Genomic DNA, 24,211 nt, shown 5'->3' with positions numbered 1-24,211 from the left:
AGCGGCCGGCCCCGCCACGCCACGGCTGTGTTGCAGACCGGTCACCTCCCCGGCTCGGCGGATCTGTCACCGGGGCTAACTCAGGCGGTGAGCGCATCCGTGCGCCTGGAAAGCGAAGTGGGACTGTGGACTCCGCAATCGGTGTCGTGCACCGCAATGCGCGCGCGACTCAGATCGGCGAGCGTGGTGCGTCGGCCTCTTCCTCGGTCACCATGACCTGTGGCACCTGAAGCAGTCCTCGGGCCTAGTCGAAATATGTTGTCGCCGCGAGGTTCTGGGTACGGCCCTATCCGCGGCCGAACTCCTCGCGGATGATCGCGACGAACCGGTCGACATCGTCTTCGGTGGTGTCCCACGCGGCCATCCAGCGCACCTCGCCGCGGGCGCGGTCCCAATCGTAAAACCGAACACGTTGGTGGATCCGGTCCGCGACAGTTGTCGGTAGCGTCGCGAAGATCGCATTGGCTTGGCTGGGCTGGGTAAACGCCAACCCGGGTAGCGCCCCATCGGCGATGCCTGCCTCCAACGCAGATCGCAGCCGAGCCGCCATCGCGTTCGCGTGCGCGGCGCTGCGCAGGCCCAGATCGTCGTCGAACAGCGCGAGCAGCTGCGCCGAGGCGAACCGCATCTTGCTGGCCAGCTGCATTGTCAGCTTCCTGAGGTAGACGAGCCCGGTGTCGGGGGTAGCGGCCAGTGCGACGACCGCCTCCGCCCCGAGCAGACCGTTCTTGGTGCCGCCGAGGCTCACGATGTCGACCCCAGCATCGACGGTGAACTCCCGAAACGGCACTGCCAGGGCCGCCGCGGCGTTCCAGAGCCGCGAGCCGTCCATGTGTACCGCCATGCCATGGTCATGGGCGAAGTCCGCGATGGCGCGCACCTCGGCGGGTGTGTAGACGGTGCCCAGCTCGGTGCTCTGCGTGATGCTCACGGCCAGCGGCTGCGCCCGATGCTCATCACCCCACCCCCACGCCTCACGAGCCACCAGTTCCGGCGTCAGCTTGCCGTCCGGCGTCGGCACGGTGAGAAGTTTGATACCGGTCATGCGCTCGGGAGCGCCGGCCTCATCGGTGTTGATGTGCGCCGTGGACGCGGCCACCACCGCGCCCCACCGTGGGAGCAGACTCGTGAGCGCGACGACGTTGGCCCCGGTGCCGTTGAACACCGGGAACGCCTCGGCATGGTCGCCGAACTGCTCGCGTACTACCTCCTGCAGACGGGCGGTGTACCGATCGCCTCCGTAGGCCACCTGGTGGCCGCCGTTCGCCGCGGAGATCGCCGCGAGGACTTCCGGGTGCACACCGGCATAGTTGTCACTGGCAAAGCCACGCCACTGCACGTCATGGATTGAAGAGATCGCCACCCGTCCATCTTCGCACCGGCGAACCACCTGCCCGATGCGGGCAGCGCCGCCGCGAGTAGTGGAGTAACTCGATCGGTTAAAGCGTGTGTGCACAACGACATTCACACCATGACCCAAGCAGCGTCAGCGTCTACCCAAGATGACCGTACGCTGGAAAGACGTTGTGGCGTAATCTCTTTCATTCCTGAGCAGGGTATGACGCCGTAACCGTGGCTGTGTGTTGCCTGAACACGTGGCAACCTCCGACGCCAAGTGGTGTAGTGGATAGATGTGCATCCGGTACGACGGGGGGACGACACCACGATGACCGACGACGCCCGACAGCAACGACTCATCCAGCGCATCCAGCAGTTGCACGCGACGGACCCACAGTTCCGGGCCGCCGCCCCGGATCCCGACGTCAGCGCGCGCATCCAGGATCCTGACCTGCGGCTGTGGCAGGCGATCGACGCGTGCCTGACCGGCTACGCCGACCGACCCGCCCTGGGCCTGCGATCCCGTGAGGTGATCCGCGACCCGGCCACCGGGCGTACCACCACCAGCCTGCTGGCCGGCTTCGACACCATCACCTACGGCCGCCTGCGAGACAATGTGGTGGCACTGGCCAACACCTGGCACGGCAGCGGGTTCGAGCCCGGAGACTTCGTCGCGGTGCTCGGTTTCACCAGCATCGGCTATACCGTGATCCAGCTGGCCTGCGCGCGCCTCGGGGCGGTTTTCGTTCCGCTGCAGACCAGTTCGTCGGCACGGCAGCTCGCGCCGATCATCGCGGAGACCACACCGCGGATCTTCGCCGCAAGCGTCGAGTCCCTTGACACCGCGGCCGAGTTGATCATCGACGCCCCGTCGGTGCAGCGGTTGGTGGTTTTCGACTACTCCGAGGCCGACGACGACCAGCGTGAGCGCTTCGAGGCGGCGACCGCCCGCCTGACCGCGGCAGGCCGGACGGTCGAGGTGGTATCGCTGGTGGCCGACATGGACGCGGGGCGGTCGATGGCCGAAACCCCACCGTTCATCCCGGCACCCGACGAGAACCCGCTGGCCACGCTGGTCTACACGTCGGGCAGCACCGGCGCCCCGAAAGGGGCCATGTACACCACCGATCTGATGACGCGGCTGTGGCAGCGGCCGCGCAGCCCGGCGCTGGACATCGGTATCGAGATCCCTGCGATCCACCTGCAGTACATGCCGCTGAGCCATGTGTACGGGATGGCGTGGCTCATCTCGACGTTGACTTCGGGTGGCATCGGCTACTTCGCGGCCAAGAGCGATATGTCGACCCTGTTCGACGACATCACGCTGGTCCGGCCCACCGCGCTGAACCTGGTGCCGCGGGTGTGCGACATGTTCTTCCGCCGCTACCGCAAGGAACTCGACCAGCGCACCGCGGCCGAACCCACCGCGGCGGATCTGGAGGAGACCGTCAAGGCCGAGCTGCGCGAGGACTTCCTCGGCGGCCGGGTGGTGTCGGCGATGTGCGGCAGCGCACCACTGTCGAAAGACATGCACGCGTTCGTCGAATCGCTCCTGGATATCGCCGTCAGCGATGGCTACGGATCGACCGAGAACGGTGGCGGCATCATGCGCAACGGTGTCGTGCAGCGCCCACCGGTCACCGAGTACAAGCTCGTCGACGTACCCGAACTCGGTTACTCCACCACCGACAAGCCGCACCCTCGTGGCGAGCTGTACATCAAGACGACCACCCTGATTCCCGGCTATTACAAGCACCCCGAACTGTCGGCCGACATCTTCGATGCCGACGGCTTCTACAAAACCGGGGACGTGATGGCCGAGATCGGCCCGGATCACCTCGTATACCTGGACCGCCGCAACAACGTCATCAAGCTGTCGCAGGGCGAATTCGTGGCGGTGTCCAACCTCGAGGCGACCTATTCGACCAGCCCCTACATCCGGCAGATCTTCATCTACGGCAGCAGCGATCAGCCGTTTCTGCTCGCCGTGATCGTGCCGAACGCCGACGGCGTGGGGGCGGGCGACGCCCGGTCGCTGATCGCCGACTCGCTGCAGCAGATCGCCGCCGAGAACCACCTGAATCCCTATGAGATACCCCGGGATTTCCTGCTGGAATCCGAACCGTTCACGCGCGACAACGGCCTGCTCTCCGGGGTGGGCAAACTGCTGCGCCCCGCGCTCAAGCGCCACTACCAGGACCGCTTGGATGCGATGTACGCGGAAATCGCTGCCGGGCAGGACAATCAGCTCGACGCGCTGCGCACCGCCAGCCGTCATCAACCCACCATCGAGACCGTTCGCGGCGCAGCCGCCGCGACGCTCGGCCTCGACGCCGGTGGATCCGACCTGCCCGCCGACGCCAAATTCATCGAACTCGGCGGTGATTCGCTGTCTGCGTTCTCGTTCGCGACGCTGCTGGAGGGCATCTTCAACATCGATGTGCCGGTGCAGACCATCGTGAGCCCCACCGCGACGCTGACCACCGTGGCGGAGTATGTCGACGGAGAACGCCAATCCGCCTCCACCCGACCGACATTCGCATCGGTGCATGGTCGCGATGCCGAGGTGGCCAAGGCGACGGATCTGACCCTGGACAAGTTCATCGATGCGGCCACCCTCGCCGCCGCACCAACTCTGCCCGCCCCGAGTGCCACCGTGAATACGGTGCTGATGACGGGGGCCAACGGCTATCTGGGCCGATTCCTGTGCCTGGACTGGCTGGAACGCCTCGCGCCCACCGGAGGCCGGCTGATCTGCCTGGCGCGGGGCGCCGATCCGATCGCCGCACGGCAACGCATCGAGGAGGCCATCGATTCCGGCGACGAGACGCTGTCCAAACGCTTCCGCGAACTGGCCGACAAACATCTCGAAGTCCTCGTCGGCGACGTCGGTGCGGCGAACCTGGGTGTCGACACGGTGACGTGGAACCGGCTGGCGGACTCGGTCGACCTGATCGTGCATTCCGCTGCGCTGGTCAATCATGTTCTGCCATATAGTCAACTGTTCGGGCCGAACGCCGTCGGCACCGCCGAGATCATCAAGCTCGCGATCACCAACCGGCTCAAGCCGGTCAACTACATCTCCACGGTCGCGGTGACCGCCCTGCCCGACGGCACCTATGTCGGCGAGGACGTCGATGTGCGGACCGCCAGCCCGGCCCGCTCGCTCGGCGCGGCATACGCCGGTGGTTACGCAACGAGCAAATGGGCGGGCGAAGTCCTGCTGCGCGAGGCCAACGATCTGTGCGGCTTGCCCGTCACGGTGTTCCGGTCGGACATGATCCTGGCCCACAGCACGTATTCGGGTCAGGTCAATGTCACCGACATGTTCACCCGGCTGATCCTCAGCATCGTCGCGACCGGCCGGGCACCCAAGTCGTTCTACACCCTCGACGCCGCGGGCAACCGCCAGCGGGCCCATTACGACGGACTGCCTGCGGATTTCACCTCGGCGGCCATCACTGCCCTCGGCGCCGCCAGCACCACCGGCTACCACACCTACAACGTGCTCAACACCCACGACGACGGGATCTCGCTCGACGAGTTCGTCGACTGGCTCATCGCGCAGGGGCTCGACATCGAGCGTATCGATGACTACGAAGAGTGGCGCGAGCGATTCGAAGAGGCCATGAAGGCACTGCCCGAGGACCAGCGCAAGAACTCGGTGCTCCCCTTGATGAGCGCGTACGCGCACCCCGCGCCACCGACGGGCGGCGTGGCGATGCCGGCCGAAAAGTTCCGTGCGGCAGTGCAATCCGCCGGCATCGGAGCGGGCCGCGATGTTCCCCATCTGTCGGAGGAGTTGATCGCGAAGTACATCGCCGACCTGCGCCAACTCGGCCTGCTCGACGCCGGGTAGCGTTACCCGGTGATCTACCCCGCCAGATACTGCGCACGGCAGGCCCGGCGGGCCAGCTTGCCGCTGGTGGTGCGCGGGATGGCACCGGCGGGAACGAACTTCACGTCGGCGGCGGACAGTCCGTGCCGGTTGATCACCGCGGCGCGGATCGCCTCGACCGCCGGCTGCGGGTCGGTGCGCCCGGTTCCGGTCGCCCGTTCGGCGATGATCACCAGTTCGGCGTCCCCTGAAGGCTTTTCGCGTCCGGGTACGGCGAAGGCGGCGACATGCCCGCGCCGCACGATCGGTGAGGCGTCGGCAACGGTCGCCTCGATGTCCTGCGGGTAGTGCTGTCCCCCGGCGATGACGATGAGGTCGGCCATCCGGCCCGTGACGTAGAGTTCGCCGTCGAGGTACACCCCGAGGTCCCCGGTGCGCAGCCACGGGCGGGCCGGGTCCGCGCCTTCGGTGTGACCGCCCGCACGACGCGTCCGCAGTTCGGCGCCGAACGTCTGCCGCGATTCTTCCGGGAGCCCCCAGTAGCCACGCCCGATGTTGTTGCCCTGCAACCAGATCTCGCCGACCGAACCGTCCGGCAGCTCCGCCGCGGTCAGCGGGTCGACGATGGCGGCCTGCAGGCTGCGCGCGATCTGCCCGCACGCCACATGCGCGACCGCACCGACGGCGTCGGCCGCGACCCGCACCGCACGGCCTGCGGCGAGCTGCTCACGGTCGAAGTACGTGGCGGCCGCCTGCTCCTGCGGAGCAATGGTCGACACGAACAGGGTCGCCTCGGCGATCCCGTAGGACGGTTTGAAAGCCGTGGCGGGCAACCCGTATGGCGCGAACGCCTTGTTGAAGGTGGTGATCGCCCCGATGCTCACCGGTTCGGAGCCGATGATGAGCACCACGTTGCTCAGATCGATGTCGTCGCCCGGCGCGGGCAGTCCCCGCTGCGCCGTCCACTCGTAGGCGAAGTTGGGTGCCGCGGTGATCACCCGGCTGTCCCGCGATTCGTCGGACAGGGCGCGGATCCACCGCTGCGGCCGCCGGATGAACGCGGTCGGCGACATCAACGTGGAATGCCCGCCATAGACGGCAGGGAAGCCGATCATCGACAGCCCCATGTCGTGGTAGAGCGGTAACCAGCTGACGCCGTGCGTATTTCGATCGAGCAGATCGATCGAGAGGATCATCTGCAGCAGATTGGTACCGACGGCACGGTGGGTGATCTCGATGCCGACCGGGGGCCGCGTCGACCCCGAGGTGTACTGCAGATGCGAAACGTCGTCGGCGTCGATCACCACCGGTTGGAACATCTCCCCCGCCGCGTCGGGAATCTCGTCGATGCACACGACGTGTGGTCGCCGCTCGGGCTGCAGCGTCTCCAGGAACTCGGCGACCGCGGGGTGCGCGGCCGTCGTGGTCAGGATCACCGCGGGCCGCGCGTCGAGCAACGCGGTCTCGAGCCGTTCGGCGTGACCTTGCAGTTCCGGGGCGAACAACGGAACGGCGATCATGCCCGCCTTGATCGCGGCGAAGAACCCGGCGATGTACTCGAGGCCCTGGGGCGCCAGGATCGCGACCCGCTCACCGCGGGCCGCGGTCTGTTGCAGTTGCGCTCCGATCGCACGCAACCGCACACCGAGTTGGGTCCAGGTCAGCTCAGTGGTCTCGCCGTCGGAACGGCTGTGGTCAAGGTACCGGTAGGCGACGGTGTCGCCGACGTTGGCGATGTTGCGTTCGATCAAGGAGATCAGGTGCACGCCTGGCGGCAGCACGACGTTGCCGTCTGCGTCGAGGCAATCCTCGATCCGCAACAGACCTTCCGGTGCCTCAAAAGCCATGCTGGCAGTCTAAAGCGCGCCGCGGACCGGCCCGCTGAGCTGCAGAGGCGCTACCTCGCGTGGCTGTCGAAGAACTGCCACGACTCTTCGGACGCGTCGAACCCGTGGGTGGCCGGGCCGACCGCTTGCGCCGGCAGGATCTCCGGGGCGCCCGGCCAGGTGTGGCCGCCGCCGTCCACCCGCATGAACACCACCGCGGTGCCCTGCGCGCAGGGGGCGTAGGTGATGCGTTGCGTGCCGATGCCGTCACCGGTCGCGGGCAGCTGGTCCGGCGCGGACGCGTCCGGGCAACCGTTCACCTGACGCCACCGGTCGATCAGCGCCGGGGCGGACAGGATGTCACTGGTGCCGCCGCGACCGGTCATGGTGCCGCCGTCGAACGGCACGATGGGGTCCGCGGTTCCGTAGGTGGCCAGCACCGACACCGGCCGCGACGGGCTGCAGCCCACGTTGACGCCGAGGGTGCCTGCCACCGGGGCGATCGCGGCGAACAGGTCCGGGCGGTCACATGCCAGCCGGTTGGCCATGAATGCGCCTGCCGACAAACCGGTCGCGAACACCCGACCCCGGTCCACGTGGTACTCGGCGACCAGTTGGTCGACCAGCGCGGAGATGAACCCGACGTCGTCGACCCCTTGCCGGTCGGGCACCGAGGCCCCGCGCCCGTCGGCCCAGCTCAGATCGATGCCGTCGGGATAGACCACGATGAAGCCGTGCGCGTCGGCGACCGCGTCGTAGTGGGTGAGCGCGGCCTGGTCGCGGCCCGTCGCACCCGCCGCATGCAGATTCACCACCAGCCCGGAAGGGTGATCCACCCCGGCCGGCACGTGCAGCTCATAGCTGCGGGCCAACCCGCCGACGTCGATCTGCGCCGTAGGCCGGGGCGCCGGAGAGGCGTGCGCCGTCGCCCCCGGGGTAAGCGCCGCAATCGTGACGGCAGTGGCGATGATCGGGCCGATACGTCCGAAGGCGAGCCGCATGGTGCCAATATGCCCCACTCCGGGCCTGTCGGCTGGGACTAGCACACCGTTGACTCTGCGGCCTGGGCTACAACCGCCGAGACGACGGCGCCCTGAGCGCAGAGCCAACGAACACGCCGGCCGGGTGTATCAGCGGTGGGCCAGCACCGCCGCCAGCTGATCGACCGTGAGGATCCAGCCGTTGTGGAAGTTCTCGAATTCCTCGGACGGCAGCAGAGAATGCTCGATGGCCATGAGCGTTTCATCGTCTCCGTGCGCGGTGAAGGTGACGTTGACGACGCTGGATGCGGTCGGATCAGACCAGTCCGAGTTGGACCACGTGAAGCTGAGCAGCCGCGGCCGGTCGATCGTGAGGAATTGACCGGTGATCAGCACGCTGGAGCCCTGGTCGTCGACGTCGAACCGGACCAGACCGCCGACCCGGGGTTCGACCTGGACCGCCACGCAGTGCACCGGGCGTGGGCACATCCACTCCCGCAGCGCCTCCGGGTCGAGCCATTCGTCGAAGACTTCCTCGGGGGTGGCGGGCATGACCCGCTGCACCCGGACCACCACGGTCTCGGTGCTCATTGACCGCCCTTCTTCCGCCTCAGCCGCTCGGCCAGCGCATCGGTACGCACCGCCCAGAATTCGGTCTGCTCGTTGATCCACCGCTGTGCCAGCGCCAGCCCGTCGGGTTGCAGCGACAGCCAGTGTTCGCGCCCGCGCACCTCGCGCCGGACCAGCCCGGCCGATTCCAGCACCCCGACATGTCGTGACACGCCGGCAAAGGTCATCGGTAACGGCGCAGCCAGGTCGGTGATTCGCGCGTCGCCGTGGCGCAGCGCCTCCAGCAACCGGCGACGGGTCGGATCGGCGAGCGCCGCGTACGCCCGGTCCAACACCTGATCTTCAACCACATTGTTGACTATATCCACATGTCGTGTTGTCCTGAAGGAACAGATATTCAACCGTTTTGTTGAACGTCAGGAGGAGTCCACATGCAGACACCACCGATCGTCACGGCGCAGGAATGGGATGCCGCGCACCGCGAGATGCTGGTCCGCGAAAAGGAATTCACCCGGGCCCGCGACCAATTGGCCGCGCAGCGTCGCCGCATGCCCTGGACTCCGGTGCGCACCGATTACGAATTCGACGGTCCCGACGGCACCGTCACGCTGCTCGACCTGTTCGATGGCCGCCGCCAACTCATCGTGTACCGCGCGTTCGTCGAACCGGGCGTGCACGGCTGGCCCGAACACGGTTGCGTCGGTTGCTCTTTGATGGCCGATCACATCGGCAACCTGGCCCATCTCAACGCCCGAGACACCACGCTGGTGTACGCCTCACGCGGATCGCAGGCCGACATCACAAGGATCAAGGCCCGCATGGGCTGGCACATTCCGTGGTACACCATCGCATCCGAGCCGGCCTCCGGGCAGCCGTTCGACGTGGATTTCGGCGTGGACCAATGGCACGGCACCAACGCCTTCATCCGCGACGGTGACCGCGTCTTCCGTACCTACTTCATCAACAACCGCGGCGACGAGGCCTTCGTCAACACCTGGAACTTCCTCGACATGACGGCCCTGGGACGCCAGGAGACCTGGGAAGATTCACCTGAGGGCTATCCCCAGTCCGCACCGTACGAATGGTGGAACTGGCACGACGAGTACGGCCCGCCGCCGGCCGCGTCGTGCCACTGACTCAGCGCATCTCGAAATGCTGGTAGTCGATCGGGGATCGCCACGCGCCACCCCATTGCCAGCCGCGATCGGTGAAGGCGCGCACCGCCGAATCGTCGGCGTGCAGCAGCCCGGGGTCCGTGCGCGTGCGATCCAGATACCGTGTGGCGTTCGCCGGCTCCACATCAGCTCCATCGACGTACGGATTGAGCAGCGGGTTGAGGTCGATGGCCCGGCCGTAGGCATGCAGTGACCAGTTGCCGGAGCCCGGGATACCGCGGCAATTGAACGCAGAGGTGTTGTTGTCCTCCATCGACAACTCGTCCTGCGCCTGCGGGTAGTGATCCACCGTGCGCATGCGCTCGATCGGGTAACGCATCCGGTGCAGCTGGTCGAAGATCGCAATCACCTGCGGCACAAGGCTTTCGTGCACGACGAGCACGCCGCGCCGGGTCGTGCCGTCGAAGCCCAGGTAGTCGAGCTCAACCCGGCGCAGCTGCTCGGGCGCCAGCGGACAGCCCGGATGCCAGGTCGCGCCGAGGTCGGCGGCCGTGACCCGATCAACCGACGGCGGCGCCTGCACGGCCCTCGACGAGGGGGTCGCCGACGGCGCCGGCGGCGGGGCAGGAGAACACTGGACCAGCGCAAGTGCGGCCGCCACCACGGCGACCGCGCACCGGGCCGGCGTCTGGTCCACCACCTCTTTGTACTCGGCGATCTCATCACACTGTGGCGACGCCGCTGCGCGCCCGGCCAATTCGGGGTTGACTGGAGGCCTCACGCCACAGAAAGGGGCCATGGCCATGGTTGTGGATTCAGGCTCTGCCGCACCGGGCCACGGTCCGGCCCGGCACATCCGGCTGACCTCACACAGCGGTGCGGCCGACGCCCTGACCATCCACTGGGGCGCGCCCACCGCCGCCGAACGGGGCCCGGTCATCGGAACGACGATCACCCGCGCGCACCGCAACGTGATCGGCACGCACAGTGGCTCTTACAGCGTGTACCGCGCGTTGGCGGTGGCGGCCGGAGCACTGTCGCGCGACCACCGTGCCGATCTGACCAACACCGCGCCCACCGACGTGATCGGCCCCTATCCGCAATGGGGAGAACCTGCCACGATCGTGAGCCTGGACCCGTGGGGCGCGATGATCTCCGAGGCATTCACGGCCGAACTCGCCGCCGGCTACGACATCCGCCCGACCATCGCGGTGACCAAGGCTCACGTGATCCTGCCGGAGATTGCCGAAGCGGTCGCAAAGGGCCGGCTGACGCCCGACGGTCAGATCCTGCTGCCGAGCGGCGCCGCCGTCGTCACCAAGGCCGCGATCGAACCCGTGTGGCATCTGCCCGGCGTCGCGGCGCGCTTCGGGTGCAGCGAGAACGACCTGCGGCGGGTGCTGTTCGAGGAGACCGGCGGCATGTACCCCGAGCTCGTCACCCGGGGTGATCTCGAGGTGTTCCTGCCCCCGATCGGAGGCCAAACCGTCTACATCTTCGGCACTCCGCGAGACCTGGCCGATCCCAGCGTCGAACTGACCGCGCGGGTACACGACGAGTGCAACGGGTCGGACGTCTTCGGCTCCGACATCTGCACCTGCCGCCCGTATCTCACGCATGCGATCGAAGAGTGCATCCGGGGCGCGCAACACGGCGGCGTCGGCCTGGTGGCCTACTCCCGCAAGGAGGGACGCGCGCTGGGCGAGGTCACCAAGTTCCTGGTCTACAACGCCCGCAAGCGCCAAGTTGGCGGCGACACCGCCGAGGCATACTTCACCCGCACGGAATGTGTTGCCGGGGTGCAGGATATGCGGTTCCAGGAACTGATGCCCGACGTCTTGCACTGGCTGGGTATCCGCAAGATCCATCGCCTGGTATCCATGAGCAACATGAAGTACGACGCCATCACCGGCTCCGGCATCGAAGTCGGCGAACGGGTGAACATCCCCGACGAGCTGATCCCACCGGACGCTCGCGTCGAGATCGACGCGAAGATGGCCGCAGGCTACTTCACTCCCGGACCGGTACCCGACGCCGCGGAGCTCAGAATCGCCAAGGGTCGCGGTCTACTGCAATGACCGCCGCCGACACCGAGGCCGCAGCCGCGGTCGCCACGCTGCGCACGACCGCCGCCATCCGGGAGCGGGCGGCAGTCCTGCTGCAACGCGCCAGGGCCGGCCGCTCCCCCTGGTTCGTGGTCGACGACGAGGCGTTGCCGCGCGCGGCCGCCGAAGTCGCCGCCGTCACCCGCGAGCGCTACCCCGATCTGCGCATCCCCTATCACAGCCGGTGGCGCCACTTCGAAGCCGGCGGTGTGGACCGCAAGGCCGAACTGGACGCCCGGCTGGCCGATCTCGACCCGTCGGCCCGGGCCAGGACCCTGATCGATCTCACCGTCGTCAGCGTGCTGCTCGACGCCGGGGCGGGCCCCGGCTGGCAGTACCGGGAAGCCACCACGGGCCGCAGCTTCACCCGTTCCGAAGGCCTCGCGGTCGCGAGCTGGCACGCGTTCTTCGACGGCGTGTTCTCCAGCGACCCGGACCGGCCCTGGCAGGTCGACGCTGCCGGCCTGAGCACACTCGACGACGACTCGCTGGCCCGGGCTTTCCAGGTGGATGCGCGCAATCCCCTGGTCGGCCTCGACGGGCGGGTGCAGCTGTTGCGTCGTCTGGGGGCCGCGATGGCAGGTCAACCGGCGGTCTTCGGCCAGGCCGGCCGCCCCGGTGGGCTCTTCGACACCGTGACCGGCCCGACCGTCACCGCCCACACCATCCTGACCCGGCTGTTGACCTCGCTGTCCGGTATCTGGTTGGCCGACAACGTCATTGACGGCCAACCCCTGGGTGATTGCTGGCCGCACCCCGCGGTGCCCGGCGACGGGCCGTCGTGGGGATGGATGCCGTTTCACAAGCTGTCGCAATGGCTGACGTACTCGCTGCTGGAACCGTTCGCCTGGTCCGGAGTGCAGGTGACGGGCCTCGACGCGTTGACCGGTCTGCCCGAATACCGCAACGGCGGTCTGCTGCTCGACACCGCGGTACTGCAGCTGCGGAAACCGGAATGGGCACGGCGGGCGTGGTCGGTAGGAGACGAGCTCGTGGTGGAGTGGCGGGCTCTGACCGTCGCGCTGCTCGACGAACTCGCCGCGCTGGTGCGGGTGCGGCTCGGCGTCGGCGCCGAGCAATTGCCGTTGGCGTGTGTGCTCGAAGGGGGCACCTGGGCCGCCGGACGTCGGCTGGCCGAGCGGCTGCGGGCAGGCAGCCCACCGCTGACCATCAGCAGCGACGGCACGGTCTTCTAGGAGGCGCCATGGGTAACCTGCGCATCGTCGACCACCCGCTGGTGGCGCACAAACTCACCATGATGCGGCAGAAAGAGGTGTCCACCAAGGGATTTCGACAGCTACTGATCGAGATCTCGATGCTGATGGCCTACGAGGTGCTGCGCGATGTCCCGGTACACGAGATCGAGATCGAGACCCCGCTGGAATCCACCACAGGCTCGGTGATCGACGGCAAGAAGCTGGTGTTCGCATCCATTCTGCGGGCCGGCAGCGGCATCCTCGACGGCATGCTCAACGTTGTGCCGAGCGCACGCGTCGGTCACATCGGCCTGTACCGGGACCCGAAAACCCATGTCGCCGTTGAGTACTACTTCAAGATGCCGAGCGATCTACACGAACGCGATGTGGTGGTGGTCGATCCGATGCTGGCGACCGGCAACTCGGCGGTGGCTGCCATAGACCGGCTCAAGGAATACCAGCCGAAGTCCATCAAGTTCGTCTGCCTGCTGACCTGCCCCGAAGGCGTCGCCGCCATGCAGGCCGCCCACCCCGACGTGGCCATCTACACCGCGGCGCTGGACCGCGAACTCGATGCCGACGGCTACATCGTGCCCGGCCTCGGCGACGCGGGCGACCGCATCTTCGGGACCAAATGACAACAAGCGGTCAGCGTTTGCGGTCCCGCACCTTGTAGGTCGAGGGCCAGGACATCCTGGTCTCATCGCCCAGCAATGGCGTGCCCGCTCCCCCGACGCGTACGTCGTATGCCTCCTGCCCGGCGCCCACTTCCCGGTTGGCGTGCTCCTGCGCGAGGTAGTACAGCTCGTCGATCGCCGCTTCGCTGTAGGCGACGAAGGTCGTCTTGCGGACGATGTCGTCCATCCCGGCTGTCATGCGGTCCGGCAGGACCCGCGATGCCAGCGCGGCGATGCCCAGCAGGACAGCGGGAATCACCCAGTAGCAGATGAACGACAGCGGTGTTCGGGTGTCGAGGATGGTGGCGTCGCCCTGCACGATCGGCGGTATCGCCGACGACACCGTCATGCCACCGAAGGCGGCGACCCAGATCCACGTCAGGATCGTCACGATCCGCTTGAACAGGTCGCTCTCCACCACCCCGGGAGGCTGGCCCACGGCCGCGTACTCCTGCACGAACGGCTTGCCGAGCAACAACCCGATCAGCGCGACCAGGAAGATACCGGCATTGCTGAGCGGCTGGATCCACCTCTGCAGGAAATCCTGGCTCAACGCCACGGTGAGTACCGTCAGCACGACGAAGGTGCCGAGCGCGCCGACTTCCAGAGTGCGGCCCGGGGTGCCGGCGATCCGGCTGATGACGAACGTCGCGACCGCAGCGGCCAGCGCGACGAGCACGGCGGTGAGAAATGGAACGTTGCCGACGAGAACCCAGTAGATGATCCACGGCGCGAAACCGAACAGGATGCCCACGAAAGGTCAGTCTAGGGGCTTACCGTTGCCGCGACGTGTCGCGCCGTGGGCCTCGGCTATTCGTCCTCGGAGCGTGAATTGCGCCGCCACTCAGCGATTTTGCGGCCCATCGAATCGGCCGCGCTGGTGGCGGCCTGACCGACCCCGTCAACGAACCCGCCCAACCCGTCACGGATACCCCGGATCAGCGGATCGTTGGACTGGTCGAAACCGTCCTTGTACTGGCGGGCGGCAGCGGCGACGTCGTCGGACCACCGGACGCTGTCGTCGTCGGCCCGCAGAGGGTAATCGCCCGCCATGATGGAGCCGTAGCCCCCGGTGTCGACCCATCTGGTCAAGGCGGCCGCGCGCAACACCGAGAACGGGTGGCTCCGCAACTCGAGATTGAGCAGCTTGAGCACGCCGTCGCGCATGTCGCCTGCGGCATCGTAATCCCGCGCCTGGGCCAGGAAGGCCTGGGTGTCGAGCTTGTCCAGCCGGGCCCCGGCGGCCAGCTTGAGTTCGACGCGGATGGCGGTGTCGAAATCCTGGCCGCACAGCAGACCCGCCCGATCACCCGAAAGCTCGGATTTGCGTTGCCATTCCTGCAGTGCCGCCACGATGGCCCGCAGCGCCCACCCGCCGAGCGGGATGAAACCGAACGACGCCGCAAGGCGCATCAGGTGGTTGAGCATGGTCCGGTAGACCGCGTGCCCGCTGAGCGCGTGCCCGAGCTCGTGGCCGATGATGAAACGCATCTCGTCGGGGGTCAGCAGGTCGTACATGCCCGAGGTGATGACGATGAACGGCTCGTCCATCCCGATGGTGTAGGCATTCGCGAAAGGTGACTGCATGACGAACATTTCGGGCCGGGTGGGCGCGTCGAGCACCTGCACGCACTCGTCGAGCAGCGCATGCAGGTCGGCGAACTGACGGGGCCCCACGCGCGCCGAATTGGCCAGGTACACCAGCCGGTGCTGACGCTCCCGCAACATCCCCGACAGGAGCTTGAGAATCTGGTCGAAACCCTTGAGCCGGCGCAGCGCGGTCAGCGCGGTGCGGTCGGCAGGGTGCTCCCACGCCCGGGAACTGATGCCTGGGAATACGGTGCGCGTGGTCGCGGGTGGCTGGTCCATCGGTGTGCCCTTCGTCGTGTCAGCCCCAACACTACGGAGAGTTGCACCGCGGCCCCGACACCAAATCGCGGGCCCACCGCCGGGCGTCAGGCGATGATGCGAACCAGATACGGCGCCATGCCGTTGGTACGCACCGGCGACACCGCCACGCCACGCTCGGTGGTCTCGACCATCTGCCCGTTTCCGATGAACAGCGCGACGCTCTGGGTGCCCTCCGGGCCATAGAAGATCAGATCGCCGGGCGCCGCCTGCGCAGGCGCGACCTTCTGGCCGACCTTGTACTGCTCACCGGAGGACCGCGGCAGCTTCACGCCGACACCGGCGAACGAATACACGATGAGACCCGATGCGTCGAAGCCGACGACGTTGGGAGCGACGGGCGCGGCCGGCGTGGCACCGAGACCCAGCAGGCCGGGAAACAGTCCCGGGGACGCCGGTGTGGTGGGCGCCAGGACCGGACCCGCAGCACCGGGGAGAGCGGGGTTGGCGGCGGCCACGGTGGCGTCACGCACAACGCCGCGCGTGGGTCCGTTGGAGTCTCCTCCGCCGTAGACGAACGGCACGCCGCGTTGCGAAAGTGCCCGGGAGATAACCTGTTCGATGAACTTCTGGTTGCCGGCCGGCCGCTGGTACGGATCTGCGGACGCGAGTCCGGGGGCCGCCAGCAGCAGAGCCAGGCTGACCATCAGGGCATACGTGCGCTTCATCGGATACTTCAACTCTCTTCGACCCAGTGTCATCTCAGGCTGACCACCCGTCGACAGCAGTCACCGCAACTATTTGTACCGGCCGATCGACGTTTTGCCCAATTTCTCTGCGGCACAACGCTAATGAGATGCAGTACCGTGACCGAACGGTGACTCAGGCCGGGCCCGGTGCTGCACCGCCGGCCAACCTCGCTCTACCGTCGAACGCGTCAATGACGTTGTGCGGCAATGCGTTTTCCCGCGACACCGACAGACGTGACAAGATGGCGGCCATGAACGCGACGACAAGCTGGTCGAATCGGTTGTGGGCCGACATCGAGGACACGTACACGGCCATCATGGAGCATCCCTTCATCACCGGGCTCACCGACGGCAGCCTGGACGACAAGGCGTTCGCCCACTACGTCGCCCAGGACGTCCACTATCTGCGGGACTACGCGCGGGCGCTGGCCATCGTCGGCGCAAAGGCGCCCGCGCTGACCGACACCGCGATGTTCGCCCGGCACGCCGCAGAGGTGTTCGACGTGGAGCTGGAACTGCACACGCAGCTGCTGCCCGAACTGGGACTGGACCCCGTGACGTTGAATGCGGAGCCGGTCGCCCCGACCACCCGGGCCTACACCAGCTATCTGCTGGCCACCGCGTACAGCGGCAGCTTCGCCGACGGGTTGGCGGCGGCGCTGCCGTGCTACTGGATCTACGCCAGGGTGGGAGCCGATCTGGCCGCCCGGGGATCGAGTGATTCGCGCTATCAGCGCTGGATCGACAGTTACGGCGGCGAGGCCTTCGCCGCGACCGTGGCGGAAGTGCTGGCCCTGACCGACCGCGTGGGAGTGACCCTGACCGAGGCCGACGAGGCCGTCGCGCGGGCGCATTTTCGGCAGACCGCGCAATACGAATGGATGTTCTTCGACGCCGGGTACCGGCGCGAGCAGTGGCCGATCTGAGGCCGATGCACGTGCTGCCCGCCTGAACCGCAGGCGGGCAGCACGTAGGTCGAACGGATTACTGCAGCGCGGCCAGCGCGGCGTCGTAGTTCGGCTCGTCGGCGATCTCGGGCACCAGTTCGGTGTAGGCGACATTGCCGTCGGCACCGATCACCACGACGGCCCGGCCGAACAGTCCGGCCATCGGACCGTCGGCGATGGTGATGCCGTAGTCCTCACCGAAGCCGTCGCGGAAGGCCGACGCGGTGGTGACGTTCTCGATGCCCTCGGCGCCACAGAAGCGGCTCTGCGCGAACGGCAGGTCCTTGGACACGCACAGCACGGAGGCACCGCTGGCTGCGGCCTTCTCGTTGAAGGTGCGCACGCTGGTGGCACACGTCGGGGTGTCGACCGACGGGAAGATGTTCAGCAGCACGGACTTGCCGCGGAACTGCTCGTTGGTGACCGGGCCGAGATCGGTGCCGGTGAGCGCGAAGCTGGGCGCCGGGGAACCGACGGCGGGCAGCTCGCCCACGGTGTTGACGGGGTTTCCACGCAGGGTTATCTGTGCCATAGGCACAGTCTGTCAAAACCGGCGGCGGGTGCGGCAGGCCGGGGTGCGACCATGGAGCCGATGATCGATCTGCCCGACGCGGTGCGCGCGATGGCCGTGCGTGGACCACAGTGGCAGGACTGGGTGGACCGGCTGCCGCGGCTACTGCGGGCCCAGCTCGACGACTGGGCACTCACCCCGGACGGGGCTCCCATGCACGGCTTTTGCTCCATCGTGGTGCCCGTGCGCAGCCGCGACACCGGGCCCGCGGTGCTCAAGATCGCCCTGCCCGACGAGGAGTCCGAACACGAACACCTGGCGCTGCGCCGGTGGGGCGGCGACGGCGCAGTCCGGCTGCTGCGTGCCGAGCCTCATCGCCGGGCCCTGCTGCTCGAGCGGTTGCAGCCCCGAGATCTCAAGGAGCTCTGGGATATCGAGGCCTGCGAGATCGTCGCGTCGCTGTACCGCAGGATCCATGTTCCGGCCCTACCCCAGCTGCGCCGGCTGCCCGCACTCGTCGAACGCTGGACGGCCGACCTGACAGCGCTCCCCCGCAACGCGCCGGTACCACGCCGACTGGTGGAGCAGGCCATCACGCTGGGCACCGAACTCGTCGCTGACCCCGCAGCCTCGGCAACGCTCATCCACAGCGACCTGCACTACGAGAACGTGCTGGCCGCCGAACGGGAACCCTGGCTGGTGATCGACCCGAAACCGATCAGCGGCGACCCGCACTACGAGATCGCCCCGATGCTGTGGAACCGGTGGGCAGAACTCGCCGGTTACGTTCGCGACGGTGTGCGACGCCGGTTCTACGCCCTGGTCGACGCGGCCGAACTCGACACCGACCGGGCCAGGGCCTGGGTGGTCGTGCGGACCATGCACAACGCGATGTGGGAGCTCACCGAGCAGGCTGAACCGGACCCGGACTGGCTGACCACCTGCGTGACCATCGCCAAGGCCGTGCAGGACTGACGGCTCTCAGCGCCCCCCGGCGGTCGCCGCGCGCACGCGGTCGCGCCACCACGCGATCCGCCGCGGGTCGGTGACGGCGTACTGCTCGATCAGTTCCGGTTGGGGCGCGGGAGGCATCGGGGCGACGGGCAGGAAACCGTCCACCACAGTCAACGAACGGGATGGGGCGACGACGTCTCCGGCCAGCAGCGCTCGGCCGCCGAGTTCGCAGGCGTAAGGCAACTCTGGCAGGGCGCCGGCGAGCGCAAGCCCGGCCATGAGGCCGATGCTGGTCTGCACGGTCGAGCTGACGACGCACGGCAGCCCCGTCATCTCGGCCACCCGCAGGGCCCGGCGGGCGCCGCCGAGCGGTCCGCACTGCACGACGGCGACGTCAGCCGCCTCGCGCAGCACCGGGGTGTCGAGCACTGACACGTCGGCCGCGATGCGGACACCGACGCGACCCCGAACGCGGGCACCGTCGGCGACGCTGGGACAGGGTTGCACGACGAACTCCAAGTCGCCTGCCGCCCGGTGCAGCTCGCCAATCGCTGCGACCGCGGTGTCGACGTCCCATCTCCCCTTGGCGTCGCAGCGGATCGCGCCGTCGGGTCCGAGAGCGTCACGCACCGCGGCGATTCGGGCGACGTCGTCGGCCAACGCGGTGCCGACCTCGACCGCCGCTGACCGGCAACCTGATGCGACCACGATGTCGCGGGCGCGGGCGGGGGCGACGGCGGGCACGGTGACAGCGATGGGGATACGCCCGCGCACGGGATCAGGCCAGCCGACTGTGCCGGGCTCGGTCGCGGCGGTCAGCCAGCGCACCAGCGCCGGGGCGCCGACATCCGACGGCGGGCCGAACTCGCCCCAGCCCTGTGGTCCCTCGACCAGCACGCCCTCATAGCTGGCGGTGCCGTCGCGCAAAGGAATCGCGAACACCGGTGAGTTGTCGAGGTCGATCAGGGTCTGCACAAGCAGGTGACGCTAGCCGACGCCGGGATCACCTCACCGGCGGGCGGATCCGGACAGCGCAGTCCCGTCCGCGGCGTACAGCACGCAGATCACCGAACTCGGTTCCGGATTGTTCGAGGTGCGGTCCTGACGGGAATCGATCAGATAGGTCACCGACAAGCTGCTGCCCGCCGCGGGATGACCGGTGTAGGAGACCAATCCCGAAGCACAGGCCTGGTCCGCCACGCCCGCGACGGCGTCGTTGACGGCCACATCACCGCGGTAGAACGCCTCGGCGCGATGCGGCGTGGCGCAGTCGACGGTTGTCACCATCACCACGCTGGGATCGGTCGGAGGCATGTCGACCAGGCAGTCCCCGGCCTGCAGATCCACCCACGGCTTGCTCTGCTGCCGGGCCACGGCAGCGGCACTCGGTGGTGCTGCGGGTGCTGCGGTGTGCATCGATGGTGCCGGTTGCGTACTCGATGGGTCGGCGACGTGCTGCCCGCCGCCGCACGCCGTCAACGCCGCACCCACGATCACCGCCGCCGGGATACGCGTCGAGGTGAGCAATGTTGACCTCCTCCTCTCGTCGCAGCCTAAACTTCCAAGCAGGCCAGGAAGACCCGAACACGTCAGGAGTGCGGCATGGCAAGCCGAGCACGGCGGAGCATCATGACGCTGGCAGCAGTGGTGTTCGCCGCGGTACCTGCGGGATTTGCCGGCACCGCGACGCCCACGGTGGTGGCGGGCTGCCCGGACGGTGAAACCGGCGTCATCTACGGATGCGCACCGTTCTGCGTGCCCGGCCGCCAACTCGACACCGCGACGGGACTGTGCCTGCCGGTACCTCGGCCGCCGGCAGCGCCGAATGGTGTTGCGACACCGATGGTCTAGCTTGAGCGTCATGGCACATGTTCTGACCGTCAACGTGGCTCATCCGCGACCCAACCCCGACGATAAGCGCGCGATGACCGGCATCGACAAACGCCCGGTCGACGGGGCAGTCGCGGTCCGCGCCCCGGGCCCCATGCACGGCGGGCTCGGCAGCGGCCTGGTCGGCGACACCATCGGCAACCAGTTGGTGCACGGCGGTGACGATCAGGCCGTCTATGCCTACGCCCGCGAAGATCTCGACGACTGGCAGAGCGAACTGGACCGTGAGATCGCCAACGGAGTCTTCGGCGAAAACCTCACCACGGCGGGCATAGACGTCACCAATTCGGTGATCGGCGAGCGGTGGCGGGTCGGCTCGGACGGCCTCGAACTCGAAGTGTCCCGGCCGCGTATCCCCTGCCGCACTTTCGCCGCGTGGCTGGAGATCAACGGATGGATCAAAACCTTTACCGGGACCGCGATTCCGGGCGCCTACCTACGCCTCGTGACCCCCGGCACCATCCGCGCGGGTGACGAGATCACGGTGACCGAACGGCCCGATCACGACGTGACCGTGGGCGTCGTGTTCCGTGCGCTCACCCTCGAACCCCAACTGCTACACGAGATTCTGCGGGCCGACGCGCTGCCGACCGAACTCAAGGAGCTCGCCCACCGCAGAACCGCAGGCTGATGCCCGGCAACGCCCGCCCGCGGGTGGTGGTGATCGTCGTCTTCGACGGCGTGAAGCTGCTCGACGCGGTGGGCCCTGCCGAGGTGTTCGCCGAGGCGAATCGGTTCGGCGCGCAGTACCTGATCCGGATCGCGTCGCTGGACGGGCACGAAGTCACCACCTCCATCGGCACGAAATTCCCTGCCACTGAACGCATTTCGGATATCGCCGAGGCCGACACCGTACTGGTGGCCGGCGGCGACAACCTGGTGGGGCGACCGATCGACCCGGCGCTGGTCTCCGCGCTGCAGCAGATGCCAGGCCGTACCCGCCGGCTGGCGTCGATCTGCACCGGCGCGTTCATCCTGGCCGAGGCGGGTCTGCTGAAAGGCCGGCGGGCCACCACGCACTGGCGGCATGCCCGCCTGCTCGGGCGTGCGTATCCCGATACCGTCGTCGAACCGGACGCGATATTCGTCGAGGATGCCGACATCTACACCTCGGCGGGAGTGTCGGCCGGTATCGATCTGGCGCTGGCCCTGGTCGAGCGTGATCACGGTGCCGAGCTGGTCCGCGAAGTGGCGCGGTCACTGGTGGTGTATCTGAAGCGGGCGGGCGGTCAGTCGCAGTTCTCCACCCTGGTGGAGATCGATGCGTCCGAGCCCTCCGTGTTGCGGCGCGTCACCGATGCCGTCGCAGCCGACCCCACCGCCGATCACAGCGTGAAAAGCCTTGCGGCCGTGGCGGCTTTGAGCACCCGGCAACTGACGCGGCTGTTTCAGGCAGAGCTGGGCACCACCCCGGCCCGCTATGTGGAGCGGGTCCGCACCGACGTCGCCCGGGCGGCGCTCGACGCCGGCCATTCTGTCGCGGAAAGCGCCCGGCTCGCCGGTTTCGGCAGTGCCGAGACGCTGCGCCGCGTGTTCGTCAGCCACCTCGGTGTGGCACCGAAGGCCTACCGCGACCGGTTCCGCACCTCGGCCCCCAACTGACCGCTCAGAGCGCGCGCGGCAGCTGCCTGCCGATGAGCGGGGCGAGCCGGTCGGCCATGTACGCGTGCCCGGCGTCGGTGGGATGGATGCCGTCGCCACCGATGAGGTCGGGCCGGTCGAAGAACCAGCCGTCTTCGATCGGGTCGAAGAACGCCGCGCCGACGTCGCGCGCCTGGGCCTTGAGGATGTCGCGGATGTTCAGGATCGACGGCGGCACGTCGGCGGACACCCACGGCGGCGCGATGACGAGCAGCTTGGCCGACGGCGCGATGTGCTGCGCGAGCGTCAAGGCGTTGTGGCTCATCATCGTGATCGCGGCGGGGTCCATGTCCTTGTCGTTGCGCGATCCGAAGAACACGATCAGCGAGTCGTCGGGCTTCACCGCGCGCGCCGTCAGATCACCGAAGATGCTGCCGTGGTTGCCGCGCTGCACGTAGCCCGCCCCGCCCTCGGCGACCACGTCAGCCTTGACCTGCACGCCACGATGAGCGAGCTGATCCCACGCCAAGGTCGTCCAGCCCCGCGGACCCTCGCCGCCCTCCAGGCTGCCGGTCGTGTACGAGTCGCCGATGACGGCAATGTGATTCAGCCGCGGATCCAGCCCGGATGTCGTATACCGCTGCACGGGTATGTGCGTGACCACACCTGCCAGAAGGCCAAGTGAGATGACGAAAGTGAACACACGACTCACTGCTACCTCCACTGCCGGCGAGACGACGTGTCCCCCACCGTGATCACGGTGCGCCCTTGGCCCCGAGGCAGGTTACCCCAGCCACGGTGACACACCGATAACGAGCCCATTACAACCTGTGGCACAGGCTGTTTCGCTGCCGTGCGCATCTATCCGGCGCGTGCGGAAACGCCGGTCGGGCGGGCTTCGAGCTCGCCGTCGATACGGTGCAGTCTGTTGGGTGGGTCCGCCGGCTTGATGTCGACCATCCTGCGCATCCAGCGCCGGGCCGGCTCCTCGACGACGTGGTACAGCAGCACTCCACCGAGGACCGACAGAGCGACGAGGCCGAACACGGTCGCCTTACCGGACAATGTCGGTGTCAGCGTGATCTCGAACTGCTTGACCGTCCAGATCCATGCGGTGTGCACGAGCTCGTGCACCATGTAGAGGCCGAAGGAGATCTGCCCGCCGTAGACGAGCAGCCGGGTCGAGAGGAAGGCCGGGAGGCTGCCGGTCCCGACGGCCAGCAGCACTATCAGCGGCACGAACAGCACATCGACGATTCCGCCTGCGTCACCCACGGTGTTCAGCGGATGGGCGTCGAAGAAATACAGTCCCCCGATGACCAGCGCCACCAGCGGGATGGAGAGGTACCCTGCCCGACGGCAGGCCGTGTCGCTGAGGTCCAGCTTGCGCACCGCGGCGCAGGCCAGCGCCCCCGCCGTGAACTGCATGACGATTCTGGGCAACCAGCTCCACGGTGTGTAGATGTGTCCACTCACCATCATCAGCACCACCGGAGGCGTCGACGCCGCGATGGCCAACAGCACCAGGCTGCGCGCCCGCGTCGCCCGTGCGACCCGGAACACGACGAGGATCAACGCCCCGAACAACAGGTAGGCCAGCCATTCGGCGCTGATCGACCACGCCGGGCCGTCCCAGCTCGACCCGTCGAAGTACGGCTGGAACCACAGCTGCACCAGGAAGAGCTGCCGGAAGTAGCTCACCGCGTTGAAGGGGCTGACATCCTCTGGGGGGATGTGGCCGACGTTGAGGGTGAAGATCACCCACAGTGCGGCCAGATGAAGAGTCACCAGGTAGACCGGCCAGACCCGGGAGAGTCGCAACCAGAGGAAGTGCAGGGTCGCCCGAGTGGACCAGGACGGACCCATCCTCTCGAAGTAATTCCACGTCAGCACGAAACCGCTGAGGATGAAGAAGAGGTCGACGCCTTGCGCGCCGCAGTTGAGCACGGGGGCCAGCGCCTTGGTGAGGTCGGGCGCCACTTGGTACAGCAGCGGGCGGAAGTGGAACAGGACCACCCACACGGCTGCGACGATGCGCACTCCGGTCAGGGCTTTGATCTCTGCGCCGCGCGCCACGTTTTGCGTA

Annotated in this window: 24 protein-coding genes; 10 read left to right on the top strand and 14 right to left on the bottom strand. The window is 67.7% G+C overall.

What is annotated here, in order from left to right; genetic code table 11:
• Positions 1-286: 286 nt before the first annotated feature.
• Positions 287-1,363, bottom strand: a complete 1,077-nt coding sequence (locus RMCB_RS07360) for a threonine aldolase family protein (RefSeq protein ID WP_062828245.1) — start codon at positions 1,361-1,363, stop codon at positions 287-289.
• 303 nt (positions 1,364-1,666) lie between these two features.
• Here RMCB_RS07360 and car point away from each other — a divergent pair, with 303 nt between their 5' ends.
• The gene (car, locus tag RMCB_RS07355; RefSeq protein ID WP_062828244.1) at positions 1,667-5,197 is read left to right on the top strand and encodes a carboxylic acid reductase; all 3,531 of its coding nucleotides are present in this window, start codon (positions 1,667-1,669) and stop codon (positions 5,195-5,197) included.
• 14 nt (positions 5,198-5,211) lie between these two features.
• Here car and RMCB_RS07350 read toward each other — a convergent pair whose 3' ends face one another.
• The 4 genes from RMCB_RS07350 to RMCB_RS07335 form a co-directional block, all read right to left on the bottom strand.
• Entirely contained in the window at positions 5,212-7,023 is a 1,812-nt protein-coding gene (locus RMCB_RS07350; RefSeq protein WP_062828243.1) for a fatty acyl-AMP ligase, read from the bottom strand.
• A gap of 50 nt (positions 7,024-7,073) precedes the next feature.
• Positions 7,074-8,003, bottom strand: coding sequence for an extracellular catalytic domain type 1 short-chain-length polyhydroxyalkanoate depolymerase (locus RMCB_RS07345; protein WP_062828242.1), 930 nt, complete (start codon positions 8,001-8,003; stop codon positions 7,074-7,076).
• Between the two features lie 129 nt (positions 8,004-8,132).
• Positions 8,133-8,573 carry an SRPBCC family protein gene (locus RMCB_RS07340; RefSeq protein ID WP_062828241.1) on the bottom strand — a complete coding sequence of 147 codons (441 nt, stop codon included), beginning with the start codon at positions 8,571-8,573 and terminating at the stop codon, positions 8,133-8,135.
• Complete coding sequence (locus RMCB_RS07335) at positions 8,570-8,902, bottom strand: ArsR/SmtB family transcription factor (RefSeq protein ID WP_029373364.1); 333 nt, start codon at positions 8,900-8,902, stop codon at positions 8,570-8,572. Before RMCB_RS07335 ends, RMCB_RS07340 begins: the two co-directional genes overlap by 4 nt.
• Before the next feature lie 81 nt (positions 8,903-8,983).
• Between RMCB_RS07335 and RMCB_RS07330 the strand changes: the two genes are divergently transcribed.
• The gene (locus tag RMCB_RS07330; RefSeq protein WP_062828240.1) at positions 8,984-9,688 is read left to right on the top strand and encodes a DUF899 domain-containing protein; all 705 of its coding nucleotides are present in this window, start codon (positions 8,984-8,986) and stop codon (positions 9,686-9,688) included.
• Between the two features lies 1 nt (position 9,689).
• Here the strand turns inward: RMCB_RS07330 and RMCB_RS07325 are convergent, their stop codons facing one another.
• Positions 9,690-10,364: a M15 family metallopeptidase gene (locus tag RMCB_RS07325; protein WP_234792038.1), complete on the bottom strand. Its 675-nt coding sequence runs from the start codon at positions 10,362-10,364 to the stop codon at positions 9,690-9,692.
• A 106-nt stretch (positions 10,365-10,470) separates the two neighbouring features.
• Here RMCB_RS07325 and RMCB_RS07320 point away from each other — a divergent pair, with 106 nt between their 5' ends.
• From RMCB_RS07320 to upp, 3 genes are read left to right on the top strand one after another with little or no spacing between them, the layout of a single operon-like run.
• Complete coding sequence (locus RMCB_RS07320; RefSeq protein WP_062828339.1) at positions 10,471-11,745, top strand: GTP cyclohydrolase II; 1,275 nt, start codon at positions 10,471-10,473, stop codon at positions 11,743-11,745.
• Complete coding sequence (locus RMCB_RS07315) at positions 11,742-12,968, top strand: URC4/urg3 family protein (protein WP_062828238.1); 1,227 nt, start codon at positions 11,742-11,744, stop codon at positions 12,966-12,968. Before RMCB_RS07320 ends, RMCB_RS07315 begins: the two co-directional genes overlap by 4 nt.
• 8 nt (positions 12,969-12,976) lie before the next feature.
• Entirely contained in the window at positions 12,977-13,606 is a 630-nt protein-coding gene (gene upp, locus RMCB_RS07310; RefSeq protein ID WP_062828237.1) for a uracil phosphoribosyltransferase, read from the top strand.
• Between the two features lie 10 nt (positions 13,607-13,616).
• Here upp and RMCB_RS07305 read toward each other — a convergent pair whose 3' ends face one another.
• The 3 genes from RMCB_RS07305 to ripD form a co-directional block, all read right to left on the bottom strand.
• Positions 13,617-14,399: a hypothetical protein gene (locus RMCB_RS07305; protein ID WP_062828236.1), complete on the bottom strand. Its 783-nt coding sequence runs from the start codon at positions 14,397-14,399 to the stop codon at positions 13,617-13,619.
• A 56-nt stretch (positions 14,400-14,455) separates the two neighbouring features.
• Complete coding sequence (locus RMCB_RS07300) at positions 14,456-15,514, bottom strand: M48 family metallopeptidase (protein WP_062828235.1); 1,059 nt, start codon at positions 15,512-15,514, stop codon at positions 14,456-14,458.
• Between the two features lie 86 nt (positions 15,515-15,600).
• Positions 15,601-16,221 carry an NlpC/P60 family peptidoglycan-binding protein RipD gene (gene ripD, locus RMCB_RS07295; RefSeq protein WP_029373356.1) on the bottom strand — a complete coding sequence of 207 codons (621 nt, stop codon included), beginning with the start codon at positions 16,219-16,221 and terminating at the stop codon, positions 15,601-15,603.
• A 272-nt stretch (positions 16,222-16,493) separates the two neighbouring features.
• Here ripD and tenA point away from each other — a divergent pair, with 272 nt between their 5' ends.
• Positions 16,494-17,168 carry a thiaminase II gene (gene tenA / locus RMCB_RS07290; protein WP_062828338.1) on the top strand — a complete coding sequence of 225 codons (675 nt, stop codon included), beginning with the start codon at positions 16,494-16,496 and terminating at the stop codon, positions 17,166-17,168.
• A gap of 58 nt (positions 17,169-17,226) precedes the next feature.
• Here the strand turns inward: tenA and tpx are convergent, their stop codons facing one another.
• Positions 17,227-17,721 (bottom strand): thiol peroxidase, encoded by a 495-nt coding sequence (tpx, locus tag RMCB_RS07285; RefSeq protein WP_062828234.1) that lies wholly within the window; start codon positions 17,719-17,721, stop codon positions 17,227-17,229.
• 60 nt (positions 17,722-17,781) lie between these two features.
• Here tpx and RMCB_RS07280 point away from each other — a divergent pair, with 60 nt between their 5' ends.
• Entirely contained in the window at positions 17,782-18,675 is an 894-nt protein-coding gene (locus tag RMCB_RS07280; RefSeq protein WP_062828337.1) for an aminoglycoside phosphotransferase family protein, read from the top strand.
• 6 nt (positions 18,676-18,681) lie between these two features.
• Here the strand turns inward: RMCB_RS07280 and RMCB_RS07275 are convergent, their stop codons facing one another.
• Positions 18,682-19,629, bottom strand: a complete 948-nt coding sequence (locus RMCB_RS07275) for an enolase C-terminal domain-like protein (RefSeq protein WP_062828233.1) — start codon at positions 19,627-19,629, stop codon at positions 18,682-18,684.
• Positions 19,630-19,662: 33 nt separating this feature from the next.
• Positions 19,663-20,181, bottom strand: a complete 519-nt coding sequence (locus RMCB_RS07270; RefSeq protein WP_109784198.1) for a hypothetical protein — start codon at positions 20,179-20,181, stop codon at positions 19,663-19,665.
• Between the two features lie 75 nt (positions 20,182-20,256).
• On the opposite strand from RMCB_RS07270, the gene RMCB_RS07265 reads away from it, so the two are divergent.
• The 3 genes from RMCB_RS07265 to RMCB_RS07255 are packed head-to-tail and all read left to right on the top strand — an operon-like array spanning position 20,257 to position 22,146.
• Positions 20,257-20,505: a hypothetical protein gene (locus RMCB_RS07265; protein ID WP_062828232.1), complete on the top strand. Its 249-nt coding sequence runs from the start codon at positions 20,257-20,259 to the stop codon at positions 20,503-20,505.
• 10 nt (positions 20,506-20,515) lie between these two features.
• Entirely contained in the window at positions 20,516-21,175 is a 660-nt protein-coding gene (locus RMCB_RS07260) for an MOSC domain-containing protein (protein ID WP_062828231.1), read from the top strand.
• Positions 21,175-22,146 (top strand): GlxA family transcriptional regulator, encoded by a 972-nt coding sequence (locus RMCB_RS07255; RefSeq protein WP_062828230.1) that lies wholly within the window; start codon positions 21,175-21,177, stop codon positions 22,144-22,146. The genes RMCB_RS07260 and RMCB_RS07255 overlap by 1 nt, the downstream gene beginning before the upstream one ends.
• Positions 22,147-22,150: 4 nt before the next feature.
• Here RMCB_RS07255 and RMCB_RS07250 read toward each other — a convergent pair whose 3' ends face one another.
• Together RMCB_RS07250 and RMCB_RS07245 are read right to left on the bottom strand one after the other, a co-directional pair.
• Entirely contained in the window at positions 22,151-22,837 is a 687-nt protein-coding gene (locus RMCB_RS07250) for an Rv0518 family GDSL lipase (protein WP_029373347.1), read from the bottom strand.
• A gap of 149 nt (positions 22,838-22,986) precedes the next feature.
• A complete protein-coding gene (locus RMCB_RS07245) occupies positions 22,987-24,201 on the bottom strand; it encodes an acyltransferase family protein (RefSeq protein WP_029373346.1) in 1,215 nt (404 codons plus the stop codon).
• Positions 24,202-24,211: the final 10 nt, after the last annotated feature.

Origin of the sequence: Mycolicibacterium brisbanense, from assembly GCF_001570425.1 — a bacterium.
GTDB classification, from domain to species: domain Bacteria; phylum Actinomycetota; class Actinomycetes; order Mycobacteriales; family Mycobacteriaceae; genus Mycobacterium; species Mycobacterium brisbanense.
Note: the sequence above shows the minus strand (reverse complement) of the source record. Positions and strands in the feature narration are given on the sequence as shown.

Bases quoted from the DNA above. Each gene is read 5' to 3' on its own strand.
- car (WP_062828244.1), top strand. From the start codon at position 1,667: ATGACCGACGACGCCCGACAGCAACGACTCATCCAGCGCATCCAGCAG.
- RMCB_RS07350 (WP_062828243.1), bottom strand. From the start codon at position 7,023: ATGGCTTTTGAGGCACCGGAAGGTCTGTTGCGGATCGAGGATTGCCTC.
- RMCB_RS07345 (WP_062828242.1), bottom strand. From the start codon at position 8,003: ATGCGGCTCGCCTTCGGACGTATCGGCCCGATCATCGCCACTGCCGTC.
- RMCB_RS07340 (WP_062828241.1), bottom strand. From the start codon at position 8,573: ATGAGCACCGAGACCGTGGTGGTCCGGGTGCAGCGGGTCATGCCCGCC.
- RMCB_RS07330 (WP_062828240.1), top strand. From the start codon at position 8,984: ATGCAGACACCACCGATCGTCACGGCGCAGGAATGGGATGCCGCGCAC.
- RMCB_RS07320 (WP_062828339.1), top strand. From the start codon at position 10,471: ATGGTTGTGGATTCAGGCTCTGCCGCACCGGGCCACGGTCCGGCCCGG.
- RMCB_RS07315 (WP_062828238.1), top strand. From the start codon at position 11,742: ATGACCGCCGCCGACACCGAGGCCGCAGCCGCGGTCGCCACGCTGCGC.
- upp (WP_062828237.1), top strand. From the start codon at position 12,977: ATGGGTAACCTGCGCATCGTCGACCACCCGCTGGTGGCGCACAAACTC.
- RMCB_RS07300 (WP_062828235.1), bottom strand. From the start codon at position 15,514: ATGGACCAGCCACCCGCGACCACGCGCACCGTATTCCCAGGCATCAGT.
- ripD (WP_029373356.1), bottom strand. From the start codon at position 16,221: ATGAAGCGCACGTATGCCCTGATGGTCAGCCTGGCTCTGCTGCTGGCG.
- tenA (WP_062828338.1), top strand. From the start codon at position 16,494: ATGAACGCGACGACAAGCTGGTCGAATCGGTTGTGGGCCGACATCGAG.
- tpx (WP_062828234.1), bottom strand. From the start codon at position 17,721: ATGGCACAGATAACCCTGCGTGGAAACCCCGTCAACACCGTGGGCGAG.
- RMCB_RS07280 (WP_062828337.1), top strand. From the start codon at position 17,782: ATGATCGATCTGCCCGACGCGGTGCGCGCGATGGCCGTGCGTGGACCA.
- RMCB_RS07265 (WP_062828232.1), top strand. From the start codon at position 20,257: ATGGCAAGCCGAGCACGGCGGAGCATCATGACGCTGGCAGCAGTGGTG.
- RMCB_RS07260 (WP_062828231.1), top strand. From the start codon at position 20,516: ATGGCACATGTTCTGACCGTCAACGTGGCTCATCCGCGACCCAACCCC.
- RMCB_RS07255 (WP_062828230.1), top strand. From the start codon at position 21,175: ATGCCCGGCAACGCCCGCCCGCGGGTGGTGGTGATCGTCGTCTTCGAC.